Origin of the sequence: Halomonas sp. CKK8 (assembly GCF_029625235.1) — a bacterium.
Taxonomy (GTDB): domain Bacteria; phylum Pseudomonadota; class Gammaproteobacteria; order Pseudomonadales; family Halomonadaceae; genus Halomonas; species Halomonas ventosae.
The window spans coordinates 2,595,969-2,611,458 of the sequence record NZ_CP121193.1 but is presented as its reverse complement, the minus strand read 5'-3'; the positions used below and the strand labels follow the sequence as shown (position 1 = coordinate 2,611,458).

The following is a 15,490-nucleotide window of genomic DNA, read 5'->3' as shown; positions in this document are numbered from 1 at the left end:
TGATTATGCGGGCTCGGCACCGTCGCCACCAACCATGTCGGCGGCGTCGGGTTCGGGCGGGATGTCCGCCGGGGTCTCCAGGGTCAGCCGGCCCAGCTTGCCGTCACGCAGCTCGTGGAGCAGCACCTCGGCACCGCGGTGCAGGTCGACCTCGCCACCGGGGCGCAGCCCACCGCGCTTGGAGGCGATCTCGGCAAGGATCGCATGGCCATCGAAGCCGGCCAGCGCGAGAAGATCGACCCGCTCCGGGCCATCGGCCTCGACCAGCCCGGCCTCGGGGTGGGGGGCGTACTCGGGCAGGGACTTGAGCTTGTAGCGCGCCTTGAGGGCCTCGGGGTAGCGCCTGGCCAGTTCGGCGGCGGCGACCACGGCGACCTCCACGTAGTCGATGGCCGTGTCGCGGATGGCGCCACTGGCGGCCAGGCGGTGGGCGCTGGCCTGGTCCTCGATCTTGGGCCACAGCACCCCGGGGGTATCGATCAGCGCCACGCGGCCGCCGATGCGCACCTTCTGCTGGCGCTTGGTCACCGCCGGCTCGTTGCCGGTCTTGGCGATGGTGCGCCCGGCCAGGCCGTTGATCAGGGTCGACTTGCCGACGTTGGGAATGCCCATGACCATCACCCGCACGTCGCGGTCGGCACGCACCTGACCGGCCAGCTCGTGGCACAGCTTCGGGATGCGTTTCAGTTCGCGCGCCTGGGTGGTGGTCACCGCCAGGGCCCGCATGTCGTCCTGGGCGTCGAAGAAGCTGACCCACTCGCGGGTCCGCTCGGGGTCGGCGAGGTCGGCCCGGGAAAGGACCTTCAACACCGGCTTGTGGCGGGTGAGCTCGGCCAGCATGGGATTGGCGCTGGAGTAGGGCAGGCGGGCGTCGAGCACCTCGATCACCACGTCGATCTCCGGCAGCGCCTCGAGGATCTGCCGGCGCGCCTTGTTCATGTGTCCCGGGTACCAGCCGAGCATCGAGCCTCTCCTGCATGCGCATGAATGAAAATGGCCGCCCATCATAGCAGATGGGCGGCCGTGTCAGGGGAGGGCGGTGACGGGCCGGGACTACTCCCCGGCGTGGAACTGGATCGCCACCGAATTGATGCAGTAGCGCAGCCCGGTGGTCTCCTGAGGGCCATCGGGGAACACGTGCCCGAGATGGGCATCGCAGCGGGCACAGGTCACCTCGGTGCGCTGCATGCCGTGGCTGGTGTCGGTCTGCTCCGCCACGCAGCTCGGCGTGAAGGGACGGTCGAAGCTGGGCCAGCCGCAGCCGGCGTCGAACTTGTGCTCGTTCTCGAACAGCGGGGCGTTGCAACAGACACAGTGGTAGATGCCGTGCTCGTCACTCACGTGGTAGTGGCCGCTGAAGGGTGGCTCGGTGCCTTTCTCGCGGGTGACGCGGTACTGCTCTGGCGTCAGCTGCTGCTGCCATTCGGCATCGCTCTTCTGGATCTTGCTGCGCATGGCCTCTACTCCTTGTCATGGCGCCGGGGCGGGCCCGGTGCGTGTCACGTCCATTCTGACATCAACAGGGGCGGGTGTTTCCAGTCATCGGGGAGGTTCGGTCACGGGATATCAACGTCCGGCGAGACCCGCTTGACAGCTTCCCGGGTGCTGGGTAATATTCGCCGCACCTCGACGAGGCGAGACATTGCGTCCCATTCGTCTAGTGGTCCAGGACACCGCCCTTTCACGGCGGTAACAGGGGTTCGAACCCCCTATGGGACGCCACTCGACTCATCAGGTACCGGAGTGCGGGAATAGCTCAGTGGTAGAGCATCGCCTTGCCAAGGCGAGGGTCGCGAGTTCGAATCTCGTTTCCCGCTCCATTTGGTTTGGGTAGCGCATTTGATCAGGCCAAGGCTCAGCTCACGAGCTGGAGCGCCAGCCCGGTCGAATCTCGTTTCCTGCTCCATGCGTCCCATTCGTCTAGTGGTCCAGGACACCGCCCTTTCACGGCGGTAACAGGGGTTCGAACCCCCTATGGGACGCCACTTCCGGTATTGACAGTGTGAGACCTGCGGGAATAGCTCAGTGGTAGAGCATCGCCTTGCCAAGGCGAGGGTCGCGAGTTCGAATCTCGTTTCCCGCTCCATCTTCCTCCGGGTAGATGGGCCAAGAGTTGGAAAGTGAGGGTCGCGAGCTGGAACGCCAGCCCGGTCGAATCTCGTTTGCCGCTCCATGCGTCCCATTCGTCTAGTGGCCTAGGACACCGCCCTTTCACGGCGGTAACAGGGGTTCGAACCCCCTATGGGACGCCACCTCGCTCGCATGTCACTCCTTCCAGGCGGGAATAGCTCAGTGGTAGAGCATCGCCTTGCCAAGGCGAGGGTCGCGAGTTCGAATCTCGTTTCCCGCTCCATTCGGTTTTCTAGCATATTCGGTCAGGCCAAGGCTCGGGTCACGACCCGGAGTGCCGGCCCAGCTGACGGCAGCCCCGTCGAATCTCGTTTCACGCTCCAATCGATTTCTTCTTATTCTTCGCTCCGTCCGGCATCCTTGCTGCCTCTCCAGGTTGGCGGATCAGTATGCCCAGACCACGGCCATCAGCACGCCCCACGCCAGCACGCCGGCCGCCATGATGGTATAGGTCGCCGACTGGGCCACCATGTCGTCATCGCCCCGCCGGCACAGCCCCTGCAGGCCGTGGTAGATCAGGCTGCACGAGATCCCCAGCGCCACCAGCACGGCCAGGGCGTTGAGCAGCAGGCTGGGCACGAACAGCACCAGCGAGGCGCTCCACAGCGGCAGCGGGGCCATGGCGGCCAACAGGTAGGCATCGTGGTAGTCGATCGACAGTTCCTCCTGGCCGTTGACCACGGCGTGGATCAGCCAGCCCATGACGAAGAAGGTCAGCAGTTCGGCCAGGAAGAGGATGGTGGTGATGAAGCGCCAGGGACGATCGGCGAAGCCGGTGACGAAGTCGTCACCGTAGTGGGTGCCGGCATAGTAGAGCATCAGCGGGGGGAGCAACGACATCGGCAGGACCACCAGCCAGGCCAGGCTCGGGATCGGGATGCGCCGCTGCTGGAGCTCCTTCCAGCCCGCAGTGCGCGAGAAGGGCAGGCGGAAGAGGGTCATGGCGTTCATGGGGCACCTCGTGGTCAGGCTCGCTGTTTTATATCATGTTATGATACGTATTAGTCCCCGTGTCGTCCGCTGTCAAGGAGTCCACCATGCCCCGAGACCTCGATCCGAGCCCCGAGTCCCTGACCAAGCAGGACTTCGAGCGCCTGTCGCACTTCCGCTACCGGCTGCGTTGCTTCCTGCGCCAGAGCGAGGACATCTGTCGTGACCACGGCCTCACCCCCCTGCAGTACCAGCTGCTGCTGCACCTGAAGGGCTTCGCGGGGCGCGAGTGGGCGAGTGTCGGTGAGCTGGCCGAGCGGCTGCAGGCCAAGCACCACGGCACCGTGGCGCTGATCGGGCGCTGCGAGGAGGCCGGCCTGGTGGAGCGCCGGCCCGGGCGGGCCGATCGTCGCCGCATGGAGGTGCACCTGCTCGCCAGGGGCGCCGACCTGGCCGAGCGCATTGCGGCCCTGCACCAGCCCGAGCTCCGCCACCTGCAGGAGGAGTTCTCGCTGCCGGGCTGGGAGGGGGAACCTTGAAGTTTCCAGGGCCATCCCCATCTCATCGGGTTCTCTCGACGACTTCCATTTCTCTGACGGGATCGCACATGGCCGAACCGGCACTGTCCATCCGTGGCCTGACCAAGGTCTACGGCAATGGCTTCCAGGCCCTGAAGGGCATCGACCTCGACGTCGCCGAGGGCGACTTCTATGCCCTGCTGGGGCCCAACGGCGCAGGCAAGTCCACCACCCTGGGCGTGGTCTGCTCGCTGGTCCAGAAGACGGCGGGCCAGGTCTCGATCTTCGGCATCGACATCGACCGGGACTTCGCCCGTGCCAAGTACCACCTCGGCGTGGTGCCCCAGGAGTTCAACTTCAACCAGTTCGAGAAGGTCATCGACATCGTGCTGGCCCAGGCCGGCTACTACGGCATGTCGCGTCGCGAGGCGCTGCCCCGGGCCGAGGAGCTGCTGCGCGACCTTGGCCTGTGGGACAAGCGCAACGGCAGCGCGCGGATGCTCTCCGGCGGCATGAAGCGTCGGCTGATGATCGCCCGGGCCCTGATGCACCGGCCACGGCTGCTGATCCTCGACGAGCCCACCGCCGGCGTGGATATCGAGTTGCGCCGCAGCATGTGGGAATACATGCGCCGCATCAATCGCGACGAGGGCACCACCATCATCCTCACCACCCACTACCTGGAAGAGGCAGAGAGCCTGTGCCGCAACGTCGGGATCATCAACCATGGCGAGATCATCCGGAACACCAGCGTACGTGAGCTGCTTGCCGAGTTGGATACCGAGACCTTCCTGCTGGACCTGGCGCACCCGATCGAGGCTGCCCCCGAGGTGGCGGGCTTCGAGGTGAGCCGGGTCGATGCCGCCCAGCTGGCGGTGGTGGTGCACCGCGGCCAGCGCCTCAACGATGTCTTCGAGGCGCTCAGCGCCCAGGGGCTGCAGGTAATGTCGATGCGCAACCGCGCCAACCGGCTAGAGGAGATGTTCGTCGCCATGGTGGAGCAGGGCAACAGCGACAAGGCGGCGGCGGATAAGGCGGAGGCGCGCGCATGAACCCGACCCAGATCGCCATCGCCCTCTGGACCCTGGTGCACAAGGAGGTCAAGCGCTTCACGCGGATCTGGCCGCAGACCCTGCTGCCCCCCTCGATCACCATGACCATGTACTTCATCATCTTCGGCAACCTGATCGGCTCGCGGATCGGCGAGATGGATGGTTACAGCTACATGGACTTCATCGTCCCGGGGCTGATCATGATGGCGGTGATCACCAACAGCTATTCCAACGTTGCCTCGAGCTTCTTCTCGAACAAGTTCCAGCGCTCCATCGAGGAGATGATGGTCTCGCCCATGCCCAACTGGGTGATCCTCACCGGCTTCGTGCTGGGCGGCATGGCCCGCGGCCTCGGCGTGGGGTTGATCGTCACCGGGGTGTCGCTGTTCTTCACCCGCATCGAGGTTGCGCACCCGCTGCTGACGGTGTTCGTGGTGGTGCTGACCGCGGCGCTGTTCGCCATCGGCGGCTTCATCAACGCCCTGCTGGGCAAGAAGTTCGATGACATCTCCATCGTGCCGACCTTCGTGCTCACGCCGCTGACCTACCTGGGCGGCGTCTTCTACTCGATCTCGCTGCTGCCGGCCTTCTGGCAGGGCGTCTCGATGCTCAACCCCATCCTCTACATGGTCAACGTCTTCCGCTACGGCTTCCTCGGCGTCTCCGACATCCCCGTGGGCTGGGCGCTGGCCGCCATCCTGGCCTTCATCAGCGTGCTCTTCGGGGTAGCGCTGTGGATGCTGAATCGCGGCAAGGGCATCAGGAGCTGACATGGCACATCACCGACCCGATACCCTCATGCATGCCCCCCTGGGGCGCGAGGCCGCCTACCCGGAGCACTACGATGCCGGGCTGCTCTTTGCCATCTCCCGCGCTGCCAACCGGGCGCCGCTAAGCATCGAGGAGGGCGCCTTGCCCTTCATCGGCGAGGACGAGTGGCACGCCTTCGAGGTCTCCTGGCTCAACACCCGGGGCAAGCCGCTGGTCGCCGTGGCGCGCTTCCGCCTGCCGGCGGATTCGCCAAACCTGATCGAGTCCAAGTCCTGGAAGCTCTACCTCAACGGCTTCAACCAGACCCGCTTCGAGAGTCGCCAGGCGGTCATCGACACCCTGGAGCACGACCTGTCGGCGGCCGCCGGTGCGCCGGTGGCCGTCGAGCTCTTCCACGTGGACGACGAGGCGCTGGCGGTGACGCCTCTGCCGGGTGAGTGCCTGGACGATCTCGAAATCGCCATCGATGACTACACCCCCAGTGCCGAGCACCTGCGGGCAGGGGAGGAGGTGGTGGAGGAGACGCTGCACTCCCACCTGCTCAAGTCCAACTGCCCGGTCACCGGCCAGCCCGACTGGGGCAGCGTGCTGATCCGCTACCGGGGCCCGCGACTCGATCGCGAGGGGCTCTTGCGCTACCTGATCGGTTATCGCCAGCACCAGGACTTCCACGAGCACTGCGTGGAGCACATTTTCATGGACCTGATGGACCGCACCCGCCCGGAGCGACTGCTGGTGCTGGCGCGCTATGTGCGCCGCGGCGGGCTGGATATCAGCCCCTGGCGCGCCACCCCCGGCGAGCGCCCGCCCGCGCCGCTGCGGCTGGCACGCCAGTAGCCGCTTGGGTAGAGTGCCGACAGAACTTGAACAGGAGTGCGATATGGATGCGATGACGCTGCTGCACGAACGCAGCTCCATGGGCAAGCTGATGGGGCCGCCGCCGAGCCCCGAGCAGCTGGAGGCGATCTACCGGGCGGCCCTGCGCGCGCCGGATCACAAGGAGCTGCGCCCCTGGCGCTTCATTGAGTTCTCCGGCGAGGGCCTCTCGCGGCTCGGAGAGCTGTTCGCCGAGGCGGAGTTCCGCGAGGATCCCCACGTGGGTGACGCGGCCCTCGACGCTGCACGCAAGAAGCCGCGGCGTGCCCCGATGATCATCGCGGTGATCGCCAAGGTCACGCCCGACATCCCCAAGGTGCCGAAGATCGAGCAGGTGATCTCCGCTGGCTGCGCGGCCCACGGCATCCTGCTCGCGGCCCACGCCCAGGGGCTCGGCGCCATGTGGCGCAGCGGCAAGTACGCCTTCGACCCCACGGTGCGCAAGGGCCTGGGGCTCGGCGAGGAGGACGAGGTGGTGGCCTTCCTCTACCTGGGCACTCCGGGTGGGCGCCACAAGCCACTCCCCGAACACGATATCGAGACCTTCGTGGAGCGCTGGGACTGAGATGCGACAGATCGGCATTCCCCACCCGCGTCTGCCGCTGCCCGCTGCCGGCGGCGAGGACGACATGGCCGACTTCCTCGCCTGGCTGGGCGAGGCGATCCCCCTGGTCCCCTCGCTGGGTATCCGCGAGATGACGCGCGACGACGACTGCCTGGCCTGGTCGCTCTCGCTCACGCCCAGTCTGAATGACAAGGGCACCGGCTTCGGCGGCGCCCTCACCGCCCAGACGACTCTGCTGGGCTGGTGCTGGACCACCCTCTGGCTGCGTCGCCGCGGACTCGCCCGGGACGTGGTGGTGGCCGAGGCCACCCAGCGTTTCCTGGCCCCGGTGACCGGCGACTATCGCCTGACCTGTGAGCCCGAGGCCGGCGATGGACCCTCGGCCCTGGCCGAGCGGTTGGCGCAGCGCGGCAAGGGGCGCATCGCCTTGGTCCAGCGGCTCTGGTGCGGCGATACCCTCTGCCTGGAGGCCCGCGGCGACTATGCCGTGCTGCCCGCCGGATGAGCGGGCGGCCAAGGGAAAACGGCTTGCAATCGCGAACTTAAGTCGATAACATGTGCGCCGTTCTGGAGGAGAAGGCGCGGCACAGCCGAGGTCGCTCGACTCGAGAACCACAACGTGGAGGGGTGTCCGAGTGGTCGAAGGAGCACGCCTGGAAAGTGTGTAGGTCGAAAGGCCTCGAGGGTTCGAATCCCTCCCCCTCCGCCACGAATATCGGAAAGAGCCGCTGATTTCGTCAGCGGCTTTTTTTTCTTGTCAGGTAGCGATCGTCCGGCCTCGATGCCTCATGCCGTTCTCGGGCTGCGCGCGGGAAGGACCTCGAGCACTCCCGCGACAAGCACGATGGCGCCGCCCGCCATCTCGACCCCGGTCAGGGTCTCATCGGCGAAGAGCGCCGCGGAGACCGCCCCCACCAGCACCTCCGTCATCAGCAGGATGCTGACGCGTGCAGGCTCCAGCCGGACCGCCGCCCACATCAGCCCCACCAGGGTCAGGCCCCACCATAGGCCACCCGTCAGCAGTGCCAGCCCCGTCATCGTGACGACTTGAGGCGAGGTGAGGGTCGGCAGCGGCTCAAGCGCCGGGGCGAGGACGAGCGCCGTCACGGCCGCGCCGAGGGCGAAGACGAAGGTGGAGGGAAGGGCCGTGAGGGTGGATCTGGCGCGGATGCCGGTGGTGGAGAATGACCAGAGGATGCCGCCTATCAACGACATCCACTCTCCTGTCCCCCGGGGAAGCGGGAGCGTGCCGTCGGCGCCCAGCATGATGGTCAGTCCCGCCAGCCCCAGCACGATCGCGACGATGCGAAGGCCGGGTGTCGGCCATCCCATCAGGTAGCGGCCGATCAGTGTGCTCCACACCGGGCTGAGAAACCACAGCAGGATGATGATCGCGACCCGCCCGTAGAGGAAGCCGATCGAATAGAGCGCGAAGGCCGCGCCGCCAAGGGCGATCGAGACCAGGACGACAGGCGGGGTGCGGGCCAGTTGACGGCGATCTCGCACCGCAGCGGGCAGCAGAATCGCCATCGTGGCAGCGGTGATGGCGGCCGTTCCCCAGGCCCCCGCCAGGCCCATCTCCCCGAGGGCGCGAACCGGCAGCCAGTAGACCCCCCAGAGGACTCCCGTCGCGAGCACGATGGCGGAGGCGAGCAGCGTGTGGTGATCGCGGTGCATGGACATGACCTCGTTCGTGCGTGACGGCGGGTGGGGGCGGGGGAGCGAGTGCTCGCCATTGTCCCGATCAATGCGTGTCATGCAATGCCCTTGTTCTACCCGGAGAGGCTGGCAAGGCCAGCTTCCCATGGCACATGCCCTGCCTTTGCTCTACGTGCCTCATTCCTGGTCCTGATCGAAGATGTCGCCCAGGTTCTCGTCGATGCCGGCCAGCCCGAAGGTGGCGCGTGGCGGGTCGAAGTCCTCCCGCTCGCCGATCACCTCGCCCGTTGTCGAGATGACGATGCTGCGCTTCTCCGCGAAGCAGTAGTGGTAGCGCTTGATCTCGCCCCAGGTGACCAGCTTGCCGCTGCTCTCCTGCATATGGTCGCAGGTCTTCTGGCAGGCGGCCGCCAGGCGCTCCTCCCAGGGCAGGCGCCAGAAGCCGAGCGGAAACTTCAGCCGCCGGAAGTGCTCGGTGAAGGCCATGGCGAAGATCGGCGTGCCGGGGCCGCGCACATAGTCGGTGTCGGCGAACAGCCAGTGACGAAAGGCCGCGCGGTCCTCGGCGAGTCGTTCGGCCAGGTTGTCGATGGCGGCCAGGGAGTCGGCCTCGTCGAGCCCGGCACAGTGGCATAGTGCCTCGAGAAAGCCGCGCTCGCCGTAGCGGGCGTCGCGATGCGTCTTCTCCAGGCCGAGATAGGGGCTCCTCCGGATGGCGTGCAGATGCGCCAGTGCCGTCTCGTCGGCTGTCCTGTAGCCCATGCCATGTAGCACATCGGCGTCCGCCAGATGCTGGGTCCTGAGCAGCAGAGCCTGTTGCAGGTTCATGGTCACGACCTCCCCGACAGCGTGTGGGACGTGCGGGAAGCAGGGCGGGAGCCCCGTGATGCCTGCTGCGCCCCGAGGATGGCGGCATTGCGAAACTCCGGACGCACGATGTCGTCCTGAGCGAGCAGGGCGGCCAGGGTATCGCGACGCGACACCGATGAGGCGGCGACGTCGTCAACGGCGGCTTGGTCGTGAGAGGTGGTGGTGCGGTGTGTCATGATCGTCTCCATTTCCCCTGGGGTGCCCTGGAAAGCGTGGTTCGGCAAGCGCCGACCCAGGGGAGTGGAGTCGCACGCCGCTTTAGCTGCATTTCTATCCCGCCCGCAAGTTGGTGCTTAAATCGGCGGAGACCCGAGGGCCAGACAACAAGAAACCCGCTTTGCATGTGCTAAAGCGGGCCTCTGGCGTCGCTTTAGCGGCATTTGTAGAGCGCCCGCAAGCTGAGATTCAAATCGGCGCTAAGAACTAAGCTGCCAGAGAGAGTGAGCCGTGTCAATAGCGTTGTCCTGATGATCTACACCGTATGTGGTTCGCTGACCTTCCCACTCGTTTTGGGTTTTGGGCCGCCTTCCATTAGGCCAGTTGGATAGGCCTGGCCGACCAGAAGCCGCATACGAAGGTTGAGCCAACAGGCTTGGCAACTGGTGCGCGAGGGAAACATCCACTGCTGATCTTGATGTTCTGAATCTTAAGCCCCCTTAGGTATTGCCCCCAACATGCACGACTTGATGGGGTGGAGACCCCTGCAGAGCGTCAGTCATGGCAAGGCGGCACCACGACTACTGGAACCCGAGAACGCTTGATCACGCCCTTGGTGATCTTGCCGGCATAGGTGGCCGAGAAGTTACGCTTGTTGGCCGCGAGCACGATCATGTCACTGCCGGCGCGCGTAGCGAAGTCCGTGATCACCGAAGCGGGATAGCCTTCCAGTACGCTGCGTGTCATTTCCCCATCCCCGAACTCCTCACGCAGGTCGGGATGTCGTGACCAGAAGGTCTCGATCTGTTCATCAAGTACCTCGCGGGCCTCCTTGAGGCGTCGTTCCCTTAGGCTCTCGAGTATTCCCCGGTCCGGAATGTTATCCCTGAGGGTGTTCACGACATCATCGGACAGGGACTTGACTGCATGCAGGACGTCAAGCTTGGCTCCGGTGGCAACGGCAAGTCCCACGGCGTGTGCCAGCACCTTATCGCTGTCGGTTCTCAGTCCCACGCAGCATAAGATACGACGGATACCATGGCTCATAATGCTTCCTCCGTAGGCACGGCAGCGGTGTTCCGCGCAGTGGTATCAGTGGTGATTGGTGAGATCTAGCTTAGCGTACACGGCAATCCGTGCCGACCGTCGTAGGTAGTCGGGGCCATCAGCGAGATGTTCTCGGTCATACCATCGGTGGTCGATCATGTATCAGCTTCCATAGCGTATCCACTGATGTCGTATCGACGTCGGGCTGCCGGTAACAGGCGACGACCAGCCTGGGACCTCCCAGCATATCCACCAGGGAGATCAGTTTGCCCGCTATCAGGTCCTCCTCGATCAGACCGTTTGGCAGCCAGCCGATACCCAGACCGGCAAGGGTCAGCTCGCGTATGCCAAGCGTGAAGGAGGTCTCGCAGACCAGTTCGGTATCGTAACGACGTTGGAGATTGTGCAGGTAAGGGCTGGCCAGGACGCTGCCCAGGAAGCTGTCCACGTCATACCCGATCAGCGGCAGGTGTGTCCCGTTCTCGAGATCGAACAGGGGACGCCCCAGCCGGTCAGTGGCACATACGGGAATCAGCTGCTCCGTCCCCAGCGGAACGCGCTCTATCTCCTCGCGATCAAGGAACAGCTGAGAGCCCTCCAGTTCACTGCATAACAGCAAGTCAGCCTCACCTCGCTGGAAGTTGCGGATACAGTCACTGCGATCCGATGAACGGACCTGCAGGCGCGCTTCGGGGGCGCGTTGGCGGAAATAGCGCAACAGCCGGGGGAGATAGCTAACAGTGAGCGTGTGCTGTGTGGTGAGGATTGCTCGTGGACCATGTATTGCATCCGCTCGGATGCGACTGCGCATGGCGTAGAGACTAGCCAGCCAATCTCGCATGGTTGCTTCATAGGCTTGTGCATGGGACGTAAGCGACAGTCGTGCCGAGTGGCGATCGATCAGTTCAACGCCCAGCCACTCCTCCAACTGCCGGATACGACGGGAGAAAGCCGGCTGGGTGACGTGCCGCAACTCGGCGGCCTGGGAAAACGTGCCTGCCTCAATCAGCGCAAGAAAGTCTTCAATCCACTCGATTTTCATCTGAATCTTCCGGAGGAGCCTGTTGCGGAAGTGGTATCTGCGGAATATGCAATAATTTAATCGCCGCTGAGTATCTTGGCATTGGTTCGTACCGGGCGCCCCGTACTAATGTTGAGCCAGACCGGTCAGAGGCGGACGGGGTTGTTCGCCAGACTATCAACGACGGTCATTCCGAGAGCACGCTTATGCAACAAATTACTCGCCTGGAGGCTCGTATGCACCTTTCCCGCTTTCCCCGTGTCCGGCTCGGCCACATGCCGACTCCTCTTGAGCCCATGGACAACCTGAGCCGTCTTCTGGGTGGTCCGCGTCTCTGGATCAAGCGTGACGATTGTACGGGGCTCTCCACCGGCGGCAACAAGACTCGCAAGCTCGAGTTCCTGATGGCCGATGCCCTCGAGAAAGGTGCAGACACGATCATCACTCAAGGTGCGACCCAGTCAAATCATGCCCGTCAGACCGTGGCGGCAGCCTGCAAGCTGGGTCTGGGGTGCCACATCCTTCTCGAGGATCGCACCGGAAGCCACGACCCCGCCTACAACTACAACGGCAACGTCTTCCTTGACCAGCTGCACGGTGCCACCGTCGAGAAGCGCCCCGGCGGTGCCGACATGGCGGCCGAGATGGAAACCCTGGCCGAGCAGCTGAAGGGCGAGGGCAAGACCCCTTACATCATTCCCGGTGGCGGCTCCAACGAGATCGGCGCCCTGGGCTATGTCAATGCGGCCCTGGAATTGCTGGCCCAGGCCAATGACATGGGCCTGCAGATCGACCACCTGGTGCACGCGACCGGCAGCGCCGGCACCCAGGCCGGCCTCGTGACCGGCCTGGCCGCCTGCAACTCTGGCATCCCGGTGCTCGGCGTTGGTGTCCGAGCACCCAGGGACAAGCAGGAGGCCAATGTCTTCGCGCTGGCCCAGAAGACGGAAGCCAAGCTAGGCCTCAGTGGTGTGGTGTCACGCGAGCACGTGGTAGCCAACTGCGACTACGTCGGTGAGGGCTACGGCATCCCCACTGAGAGCATGGTCGAGGCCGTCACGCTGATGGCCCGTCATGAGGGCATCCTGCTCGACCCGGTCTACTCCGGCAAGGGCATGGCGGGCCTGATCGATCTGATCCGCAAGGGCCAGTTCAAGGAGGGCGAGAACGTGGTGTTCCTCCACACCGGGGGCAGTGTTGCGCTGTTCGGATACCCCGATGCCTTCGGGTTCCCCGACTACCAGGCGTGACGATCGGCCTATGCCGCGAGATGGTTCCTACCTCCGGGCCCCCACCCCCGGAGGATTCCAAGAGTATCCCAAGCCGTTAGCTCCATTGCGGAGAACACAATGACAATTCGACATCTCAAGTCTGCCGAGGGCGCCGAGGGCGTCGCCGCCGAGGATCAACGTGTCACCACCGCGGTGCGTCAGATGCTCGACGATATTCGCGAGCGTGGCGAGCAGGCCGTGCGCGAGTACGCCGAGAAGTTCGACGGTTGGACCGACGATTTCGTCCTGAGCGACGAGAAGCGTCAGCGTCTCATCGACAGCGTTCCCCAGTCGGTTAAGGACGACATCGACTTCGCCCACCGCCAGATTCGCCGATTCGCCGAGGCGCAGCGCGATAGCCTGACCTCCTTCGAGATCGAGACCGAGCCCGGCGTATTGCTCGGGCAGCGGGTACTGCCGGTCGGCTGTGCCGGCTGCTACATCCCGGGGGGGCGCTATGCGCATGCGGCCTCGGCGTTGATGAGTGTCGCAACCGCCAAGGCGGCCGGTGTCCCCCACGTGGTGGCCTGCTCACCGCCCCGGGGTGAGAGCATCAACCCGGCTGTGGTGTATGCCCTGCATGTTGCCGGCGCCGACATGATCCTCGAGATGGGCGGCGTTCACGCCATGGCGAGCATGGCCTTCGGCCTGTTCGGTGGGCGTGAGGCCGATATCCTGGTTGGCCCGGGTAATGCCTATGTGGCCGAAGCGAAACGCCTGCTGTTTGGGCAGGTCGGCATCGACGTCTTTGCCGGTCCGACCGAATCGGCTGTCATCGCCGACGACACGGCGGATCCCATGTCCATTGCCGTCGATCTGGTCTCGCAGGCCGAGCATGGCACCAATTCGCCGGTGTGGCTGTTCACCACCAGTGAAGCCCTGGGGCGCAAGGTCATGGAACTGGTGCCCAAAGTTGCCGACGACATGCCCAATGCCGACGTGATCCATGCCGCGTGGCGCGATCATGGCGAGGTGATCCTGGGGGACTCGCGCGAAGAGATTGTCGAAGTCAGTGATCATTACGCCTGCGAGCACCTGCAGGTACTGTGCGAGGACCTCGGCTGGTGGAAGGAGCACCTGAGCAACTACGGCTCGCTGTTTCTCGGCGAGGGTAGCACCGTGACCCATGGCGACAAGTGCTCGGGCACGAACCACATCCTGCCGACCAAGCGCGCCGGTCGCTACAGCGGTGGCCTGAACGTGCACAAGTTCATGAAGGTGCTGACCACCCAGCAGCTGAGCGAGGAAGCCAATCGCACCTTCAGTGCCGTGGGCTCACGCATTTCCCGGGTCGAGGGGATGGAAGGTCATGCTCGCGCCTGCGACTGGCGCCTGACCAAGTACTTCCCCGACGAGCAGTGGGATTTCCCCGTCCACCACCAGCAGCGCTACTGAGGCAGGTCACATGCGCCGTTTCTCGAAATCCTTTACCCAGCAGGAGCCGATCTCCGAGGCCGCAATCGCAGCCGCGGTGGCAGTGATGCGCACCGGGCGACTGCATCGCTATAACCTGGTTGAAGGGGAGAAAGGAGAGACCGCCCTGCTGGAGCAGGAGTTTGCCGGTAGCCTGGGAGTTCCCTACGTCCTGGCCTGCGCTTCCGGGGGCTATGCCCTCCAGCTTGCGCTGCGCGCCTGTGGGCTCCACCGCGGGGATGCAGTGCTGTGCAACGCCTTCACGCTGTCACCGGTGCCGGGCAGCATCCATGCGGCAGGTGGCGAGGCCGTGCTGGTGGACATACTCGAGGATACCACCGTCGATCCCGATGACCTCGCTGCTGCGGCGAAGGAAACAGGAGCCCGCTTTTTCATGCTCTCGCACATGCGCGGCCACATCGGGGACATGGACGCCATCATGGCCGTGTGCGAAGCCCATGGGATCACCCTGATCGAGGACTGTGCCCACACCATGGGAGCCACCTTCGACGGCAGGCCGAGCGGTACCTTTGGCAAGGTGGGTTGCTTCAGCACCCAGACCTACAAGCATCTCAACTCCGGCGAGGGCGGCCTGCTGAGCACGGAGGATCCCGAGGTGATGCGGCGGGCCGTGATCATGTCAGGGTCCTACATGCTCTACGACCGTCACCTGGCGGCACCGGATGCCGAGACCTTCAGCGAGACGCGAATGGTGACGCCGAACATGAGCGGACGGATGGACAATCTGCGGGCGGCGATCCTGCGCCCGCAGCTGGCCGAGCTCGAGTCTCGGAGGCAGCGCTGGAATACGCTCTATCGTCGCTTGGAAGCGGGCCTTACCGAAATGGCTCCGGTCCGGACCATTTCACGGCACGAGAAGGAGGGCTTCGTCGGCAGTTCGATCCAGTTCAATCTGCCCTCCCTTGCCCACGAGGAGATAGCACGGTTCATCTCCGGCTGTGAGGCCCGTGGCATTCCACTCAAGTGGTACGGCAAGGCGCTACCGGAAGATTACACCAGCCGATACGACAGCTGGGGCTATCTCTCCGCAGCCCGTCCTCTGCCGAATGCCGATCGAATACTGGCCACGCTATGTGACCTTAGACTTCCGTTGACGTTTGATGAAGGGGACTGTGACGACATCGTCCAGTTGATGGGCGACGCCATGGATCAGGCAACCGACAAGACTACCACCGCGTAGTACCAACCCG

Annotated in this window: 17 protein-coding genes and 7 tRNA genes; 16 read left to right on the top strand and 8 right to left on the bottom strand. The window is 64.7% G+C overall.

The genetic code is table 11. From position 1 onward, the window contains the following. Nucleotides 1–3: 3 nt before the first annotated feature. Together ylqF and msrB are read right to left on the bottom strand one after the other, a co-directional pair. Nucleotides 4–963: a ribosome biogenesis GTPase YlqF gene (gene ylqF, locus P8934_RS12425; RefSeq protein WP_278031320.1), complete on the bottom strand. Its 960-nt coding sequence runs from the start codon at nt 961–963 to the stop codon at nt 4–6. 90 nt (nt 964–1,053) lie between these two features. Continuing rightward, nucleotides 1,054–1,455: a peptide-methionine (R)-S-oxide reductase MsrB gene (gene msrB, locus P8934_RS12420; protein WP_278031319.1), complete on the bottom strand. Its 402-nt coding sequence runs from the start codon at nt 1,453–1,455 to the stop codon at nt 1,054–1,056. A 191-nt stretch (nt 1,456–1,646) separates the two neighbouring features. Between msrB and P8934_RS12415 the strand changes: the two genes are divergently transcribed. The 6 genes from P8934_RS12415 (at nt 1,647) to P8934_RS12390 (ending at nt 2,353) form a co-directional block, all read left to right on the top strand. Further along, nucleotides 1,647–1,722 (top strand) — tRNA-Glu (locus tag P8934_RS12415). A gap of 23 nt (nt 1,723–1,745) precedes the next feature. Then, nucleotides 1,746–1,820 (top strand) — tRNA-Gly (locus P8934_RS12410). A gap of 89 nt (nt 1,821–1,909) precedes the next feature. Continuing rightward, nucleotides 1,910–1,985, top strand: a tRNA-Glu gene (locus tag P8934_RS12405). A 26-nt stretch (nt 1,986–2,011) separates the two neighbouring features. Then, nucleotides 2,012–2,086, top strand: a tRNA-Gly gene (locus P8934_RS12400). Between the two features lie 90 nt (nt 2,087–2,176). After that, nucleotides 2,177–2,252 (top strand) — tRNA-Glu (locus P8934_RS12395). Between the two features lie 26 nt (nt 2,253–2,278). Further along, nucleotides 2,279–2,353, top strand: a tRNA-Gly gene (locus P8934_RS12390). A gap of 161 nt (nt 2,354–2,514) precedes the next feature. Here the strand turns inward: P8934_RS12390 and P8934_RS12385 are convergent. After that, nucleotides 2,515–3,081 carry a YIP1 family protein gene (locus P8934_RS12385; protein ID WP_278031318.1) on the bottom strand — a complete coding sequence of 189 codons (567 nt, stop codon included), beginning with the start codon at nt 3,079–3,081 and terminating at the stop codon, nt 2,515–2,517. Nucleotides 3,082–3,167: 86 nt separating this feature from the next. Here P8934_RS12385 and P8934_RS12380 point away from each other — a divergent pair, with 86 nt between their 5' ends. From P8934_RS12380 to P8934_RS12350, 7 genes are all read left to right on the top strand, one after another. After that, nucleotides 3,168–3,599, top strand: a complete 432-nt coding sequence (locus tag P8934_RS12380) for a helix-turn-helix domain-containing protein (RefSeq protein ID WP_278031317.1) — start codon at nt 3,168–3,170, stop codon at nt 3,597–3,599. 68 nt (nt 3,600–3,667) lie between these two features. Next, on the top strand, nt 3,668–4,630 hold the full coding sequence (locus tag P8934_RS12375) for an ABC transporter ATP-binding protein (RefSeq protein ID WP_278031316.1): 963 nt from the start codon (nt 3,668–3,670) through the stop codon (nt 4,628–4,630). Next, nucleotides 4,627–5,400 (top strand): ABC transporter permease, encoded by a 774-nt coding sequence (locus tag P8934_RS12370; RefSeq protein ID WP_106230216.1) that lies wholly within the window; start codon nt 4,627–4,629, stop codon nt 5,398–5,400. The genes P8934_RS12375 and P8934_RS12370 overlap by 4 nt, the downstream gene beginning before the upstream one ends. Nucleotide 5,401: 1 nt before the next feature. Further along, nucleotides 5,402–6,238 carry an NADPH-dependent 7-cyano-7-deazaguanine reductase QueF gene (gene queF, locus P8934_RS12365; protein ID WP_278031315.1) on the top strand — a complete coding sequence of 279 codons (837 nt, stop codon included), beginning with the start codon at nt 5,402–5,404 and terminating at the stop codon, nt 6,236–6,238. A 43-nt stretch (nt 6,239–6,281) separates the two neighbouring features. Further along, nucleotides 6,282–6,842: a nitroreductase family protein gene (locus P8934_RS12360; RefSeq protein ID WP_278031314.1), complete on the top strand. Its 561-nt coding sequence runs from the start codon at nt 6,282–6,284 to the stop codon at nt 6,840–6,842. A 1-nt stretch (nt 6,843) separates the two neighbouring features. Then, a complete protein-coding gene (locus tag P8934_RS12355) occupies nt 6,844–7,347 on the top strand; it encodes a YiiD C-terminal domain-containing protein (RefSeq protein ID WP_278031313.1) in 504 nt (167 codons plus the stop codon). A 116-nt stretch (nt 7,348–7,463) separates the two neighbouring features. Continuing rightward, nucleotides 7,464–7,551, top strand: a tRNA-Ser gene (locus P8934_RS12350). A gap of 77 nt (nt 7,552–7,628) precedes the next feature. Here the strand turns inward: P8934_RS12350 and P8934_RS12345 are convergent. The 5 genes from P8934_RS12345 to P8934_RS12325 all read right to left on the bottom strand — a co-directional run bounded on the left by P8934_RS12345 (nt 7,629) and on the right by P8934_RS12325 (nt 11,616). Continuing rightward, nucleotides 7,629–8,525 (bottom strand): DMT family transporter, encoded by an 897-nt coding sequence (locus tag P8934_RS12345; protein WP_278031312.1) that lies wholly within the window; start codon nt 8,523–8,525, stop codon nt 7,629–7,631. A gap of 153 nt (nt 8,526–8,678) precedes the next feature. Then, nucleotides 8,679–9,329, bottom strand: a complete 651-nt coding sequence (locus P8934_RS12340; protein WP_278031311.1) for a hypothetical protein — start codon at nt 9,327–9,329, stop codon at nt 8,679–8,681. Nucleotides 9,330–9,331: 2 nt separating this feature from the next. Continuing rightward, nucleotides 9,332–9,547 carry a hypothetical protein gene (locus P8934_RS12335; RefSeq protein WP_278031310.1) on the bottom strand — a complete coding sequence of 72 codons (216 nt, stop codon included), beginning with the start codon at nt 9,545–9,547 and terminating at the stop codon, nt 9,332–9,334. Between the two features lie 535 nt (nt 9,548–10,082). Then, a complete protein-coding gene (locus tag P8934_RS12330) occupies nt 10,083–10,574 on the bottom strand; it encodes a universal stress protein (protein ID WP_278031309.1) in 492 nt (163 codons plus the stop codon). A gap of 136 nt (nt 10,575–10,710) precedes the next feature. Continuing rightward, complete coding sequence (locus P8934_RS12325; RefSeq protein WP_278031308.1) at nt 10,711–11,616, bottom strand: LysR substrate-binding domain-containing protein; 906 nt, start codon at nt 11,614–11,616, stop codon at nt 10,711–10,713. 185 nt (nt 11,617–11,801) lie between these two features. Between P8934_RS12325 and P8934_RS12320 the strand changes: the two genes are divergently transcribed. The 3 genes from P8934_RS12320 (at nt 11,802) to P8934_RS12310 (ending at nt 15,480) form a co-directional block, all read left to right on the top strand. Beyond that, nucleotides 11,802–12,845: a D-cysteine desulfhydrase gene (locus tag P8934_RS12320; protein ID WP_347403436.1), complete on the top strand. Its 1,044-nt coding sequence runs from the start codon at nt 11,802–11,804 to the stop codon at nt 12,843–12,845. 99 nt (nt 12,846–12,944) lie between these two features. Further along, nucleotides 12,945–14,261 carry a histidinol dehydrogenase gene (gene hisD, locus P8934_RS12315; protein ID WP_278031306.1) on the top strand — a complete coding sequence of 439 codons (1,317 nt, stop codon included), beginning with the start codon at nt 12,945–12,947 and terminating at the stop codon, nt 14,259–14,261. 10 nt (nt 14,262–14,271) lie between these two features. After that, complete coding sequence (locus tag P8934_RS12310) at nt 14,272–15,480, top strand: aminotransferase class I/II-fold pyridoxal phosphate-dependent enzyme (protein WP_278031305.1); 1,209 nt, start codon at nt 14,272–14,274, stop codon at nt 15,478–15,480. The last annotated feature ends 10 nt before the right edge of the window (nt 15,481–15,490 follow it).

What these genes read in the sequence shown, in the direction of transcription:
- hisD (WP_278031306.1), top strand. Translation starts at nt 12,945, where the DNA reads ATGACAATTCGACATCTCAAGTCTGCCGAGGGCGCCGAGGGCGTCGCC.
- queF (WP_278031315.1), top strand. Translation starts at nt 5,402, where the DNA reads ATGGCACATCACCGACCCGATACCCTCATGCATGCCCCCCTGGGGCGC.
- P8934_RS12370 (WP_106230216.1), top strand. Translation starts at nt 4,627, where the DNA reads ATGAACCCGACCCAGATCGCCATCGCCCTCTGGACCCTGGTGCACAAG.
- P8934_RS12330 (WP_278031309.1), bottom strand. Translation starts at nt 10,574, where the DNA reads ATGAGCCATGGTATCCGTCGTATCTTATGCTGCGTGGGACTGAGAACC.
- P8934_RS12335 (WP_278031310.1), bottom strand. Translation starts at nt 9,547, where the DNA reads ATGACACACCGCACCACCACCTCTCACGACCAAGCCGCCGTTGACGAC.
- P8934_RS12380 (WP_278031317.1), top strand. Translation starts at nt 3,168, where the DNA reads ATGCCCCGAGACCTCGATCCGAGCCCCGAGTCCCTGACCAAGCAGGAC.
- P8934_RS12320 (WP_347403436.1), top strand. Translation starts at nt 11,802, where the DNA reads ATGCAACAAATTACTCGCCTGGAGGCTCGTATGCACCTTTCCCGCTTT.
- P8934_RS12355 (WP_278031313.1), top strand. Translation starts at nt 6,844, where the DNA reads ATGCGACAGATCGGCATTCCCCACCCGCGTCTGCCGCTGCCCGCTGCC.
- P8934_RS12360 (WP_278031314.1), top strand. Translation starts at nt 6,282, where the DNA reads ATGGATGCGATGACGCTGCTGCACGAACGCAGCTCCATGGGCAAGCTG.
- P8934_RS12340 (WP_278031311.1), bottom strand. Translation starts at nt 9,329, where the DNA reads ATGAACCTGCAACAGGCTCTGCTGCTCAGGACCCAGCATCTGGCGGAC.
- P8934_RS12325 (WP_278031308.1), bottom strand. Translation starts at nt 11,616, where the DNA reads ATGAAAATCGAGTGGATTGAAGACTTTCTTGCGCTGATTGAGGCAGGC.
- ylqF (WP_278031320.1), bottom strand. Translation starts at nt 963, where the DNA reads ATGCTCGGCTGGTACCCGGGACACATGAACAAGGCGCGCCGGCAGATC.
- msrB (WP_278031319.1), bottom strand. Translation starts at nt 1,455, where the DNA reads ATGCGCAGCAAGATCCAGAAGAGCGATGCCGAATGGCAGCAGCAGCTG.
- P8934_RS12375 (WP_278031316.1), top strand. Translation starts at nt 3,668, where the DNA reads ATGGCCGAACCGGCACTGTCCATCCGTGGCCTGACCAAGGTCTACGGC.
- P8934_RS12385 (WP_278031318.1), bottom strand. Translation starts at nt 3,081, where the DNA reads ATGAACGCCATGACCCTCTTCCGCCTGCCCTTCTCGCGCACTGCGGGC.
- P8934_RS12310 (WP_278031305.1), top strand. Translation starts at nt 14,272, where the DNA reads ATGCGCCGTTTCTCGAAATCCTTTACCCAGCAGGAGCCGATCTCCGAG.
- P8934_RS12345 (WP_278031312.1), bottom strand. Translation starts at nt 8,525, where the DNA reads ATGTCCATGCACCGCGATCACCACACGCTGCTCGCCTCCGCCATCGTG.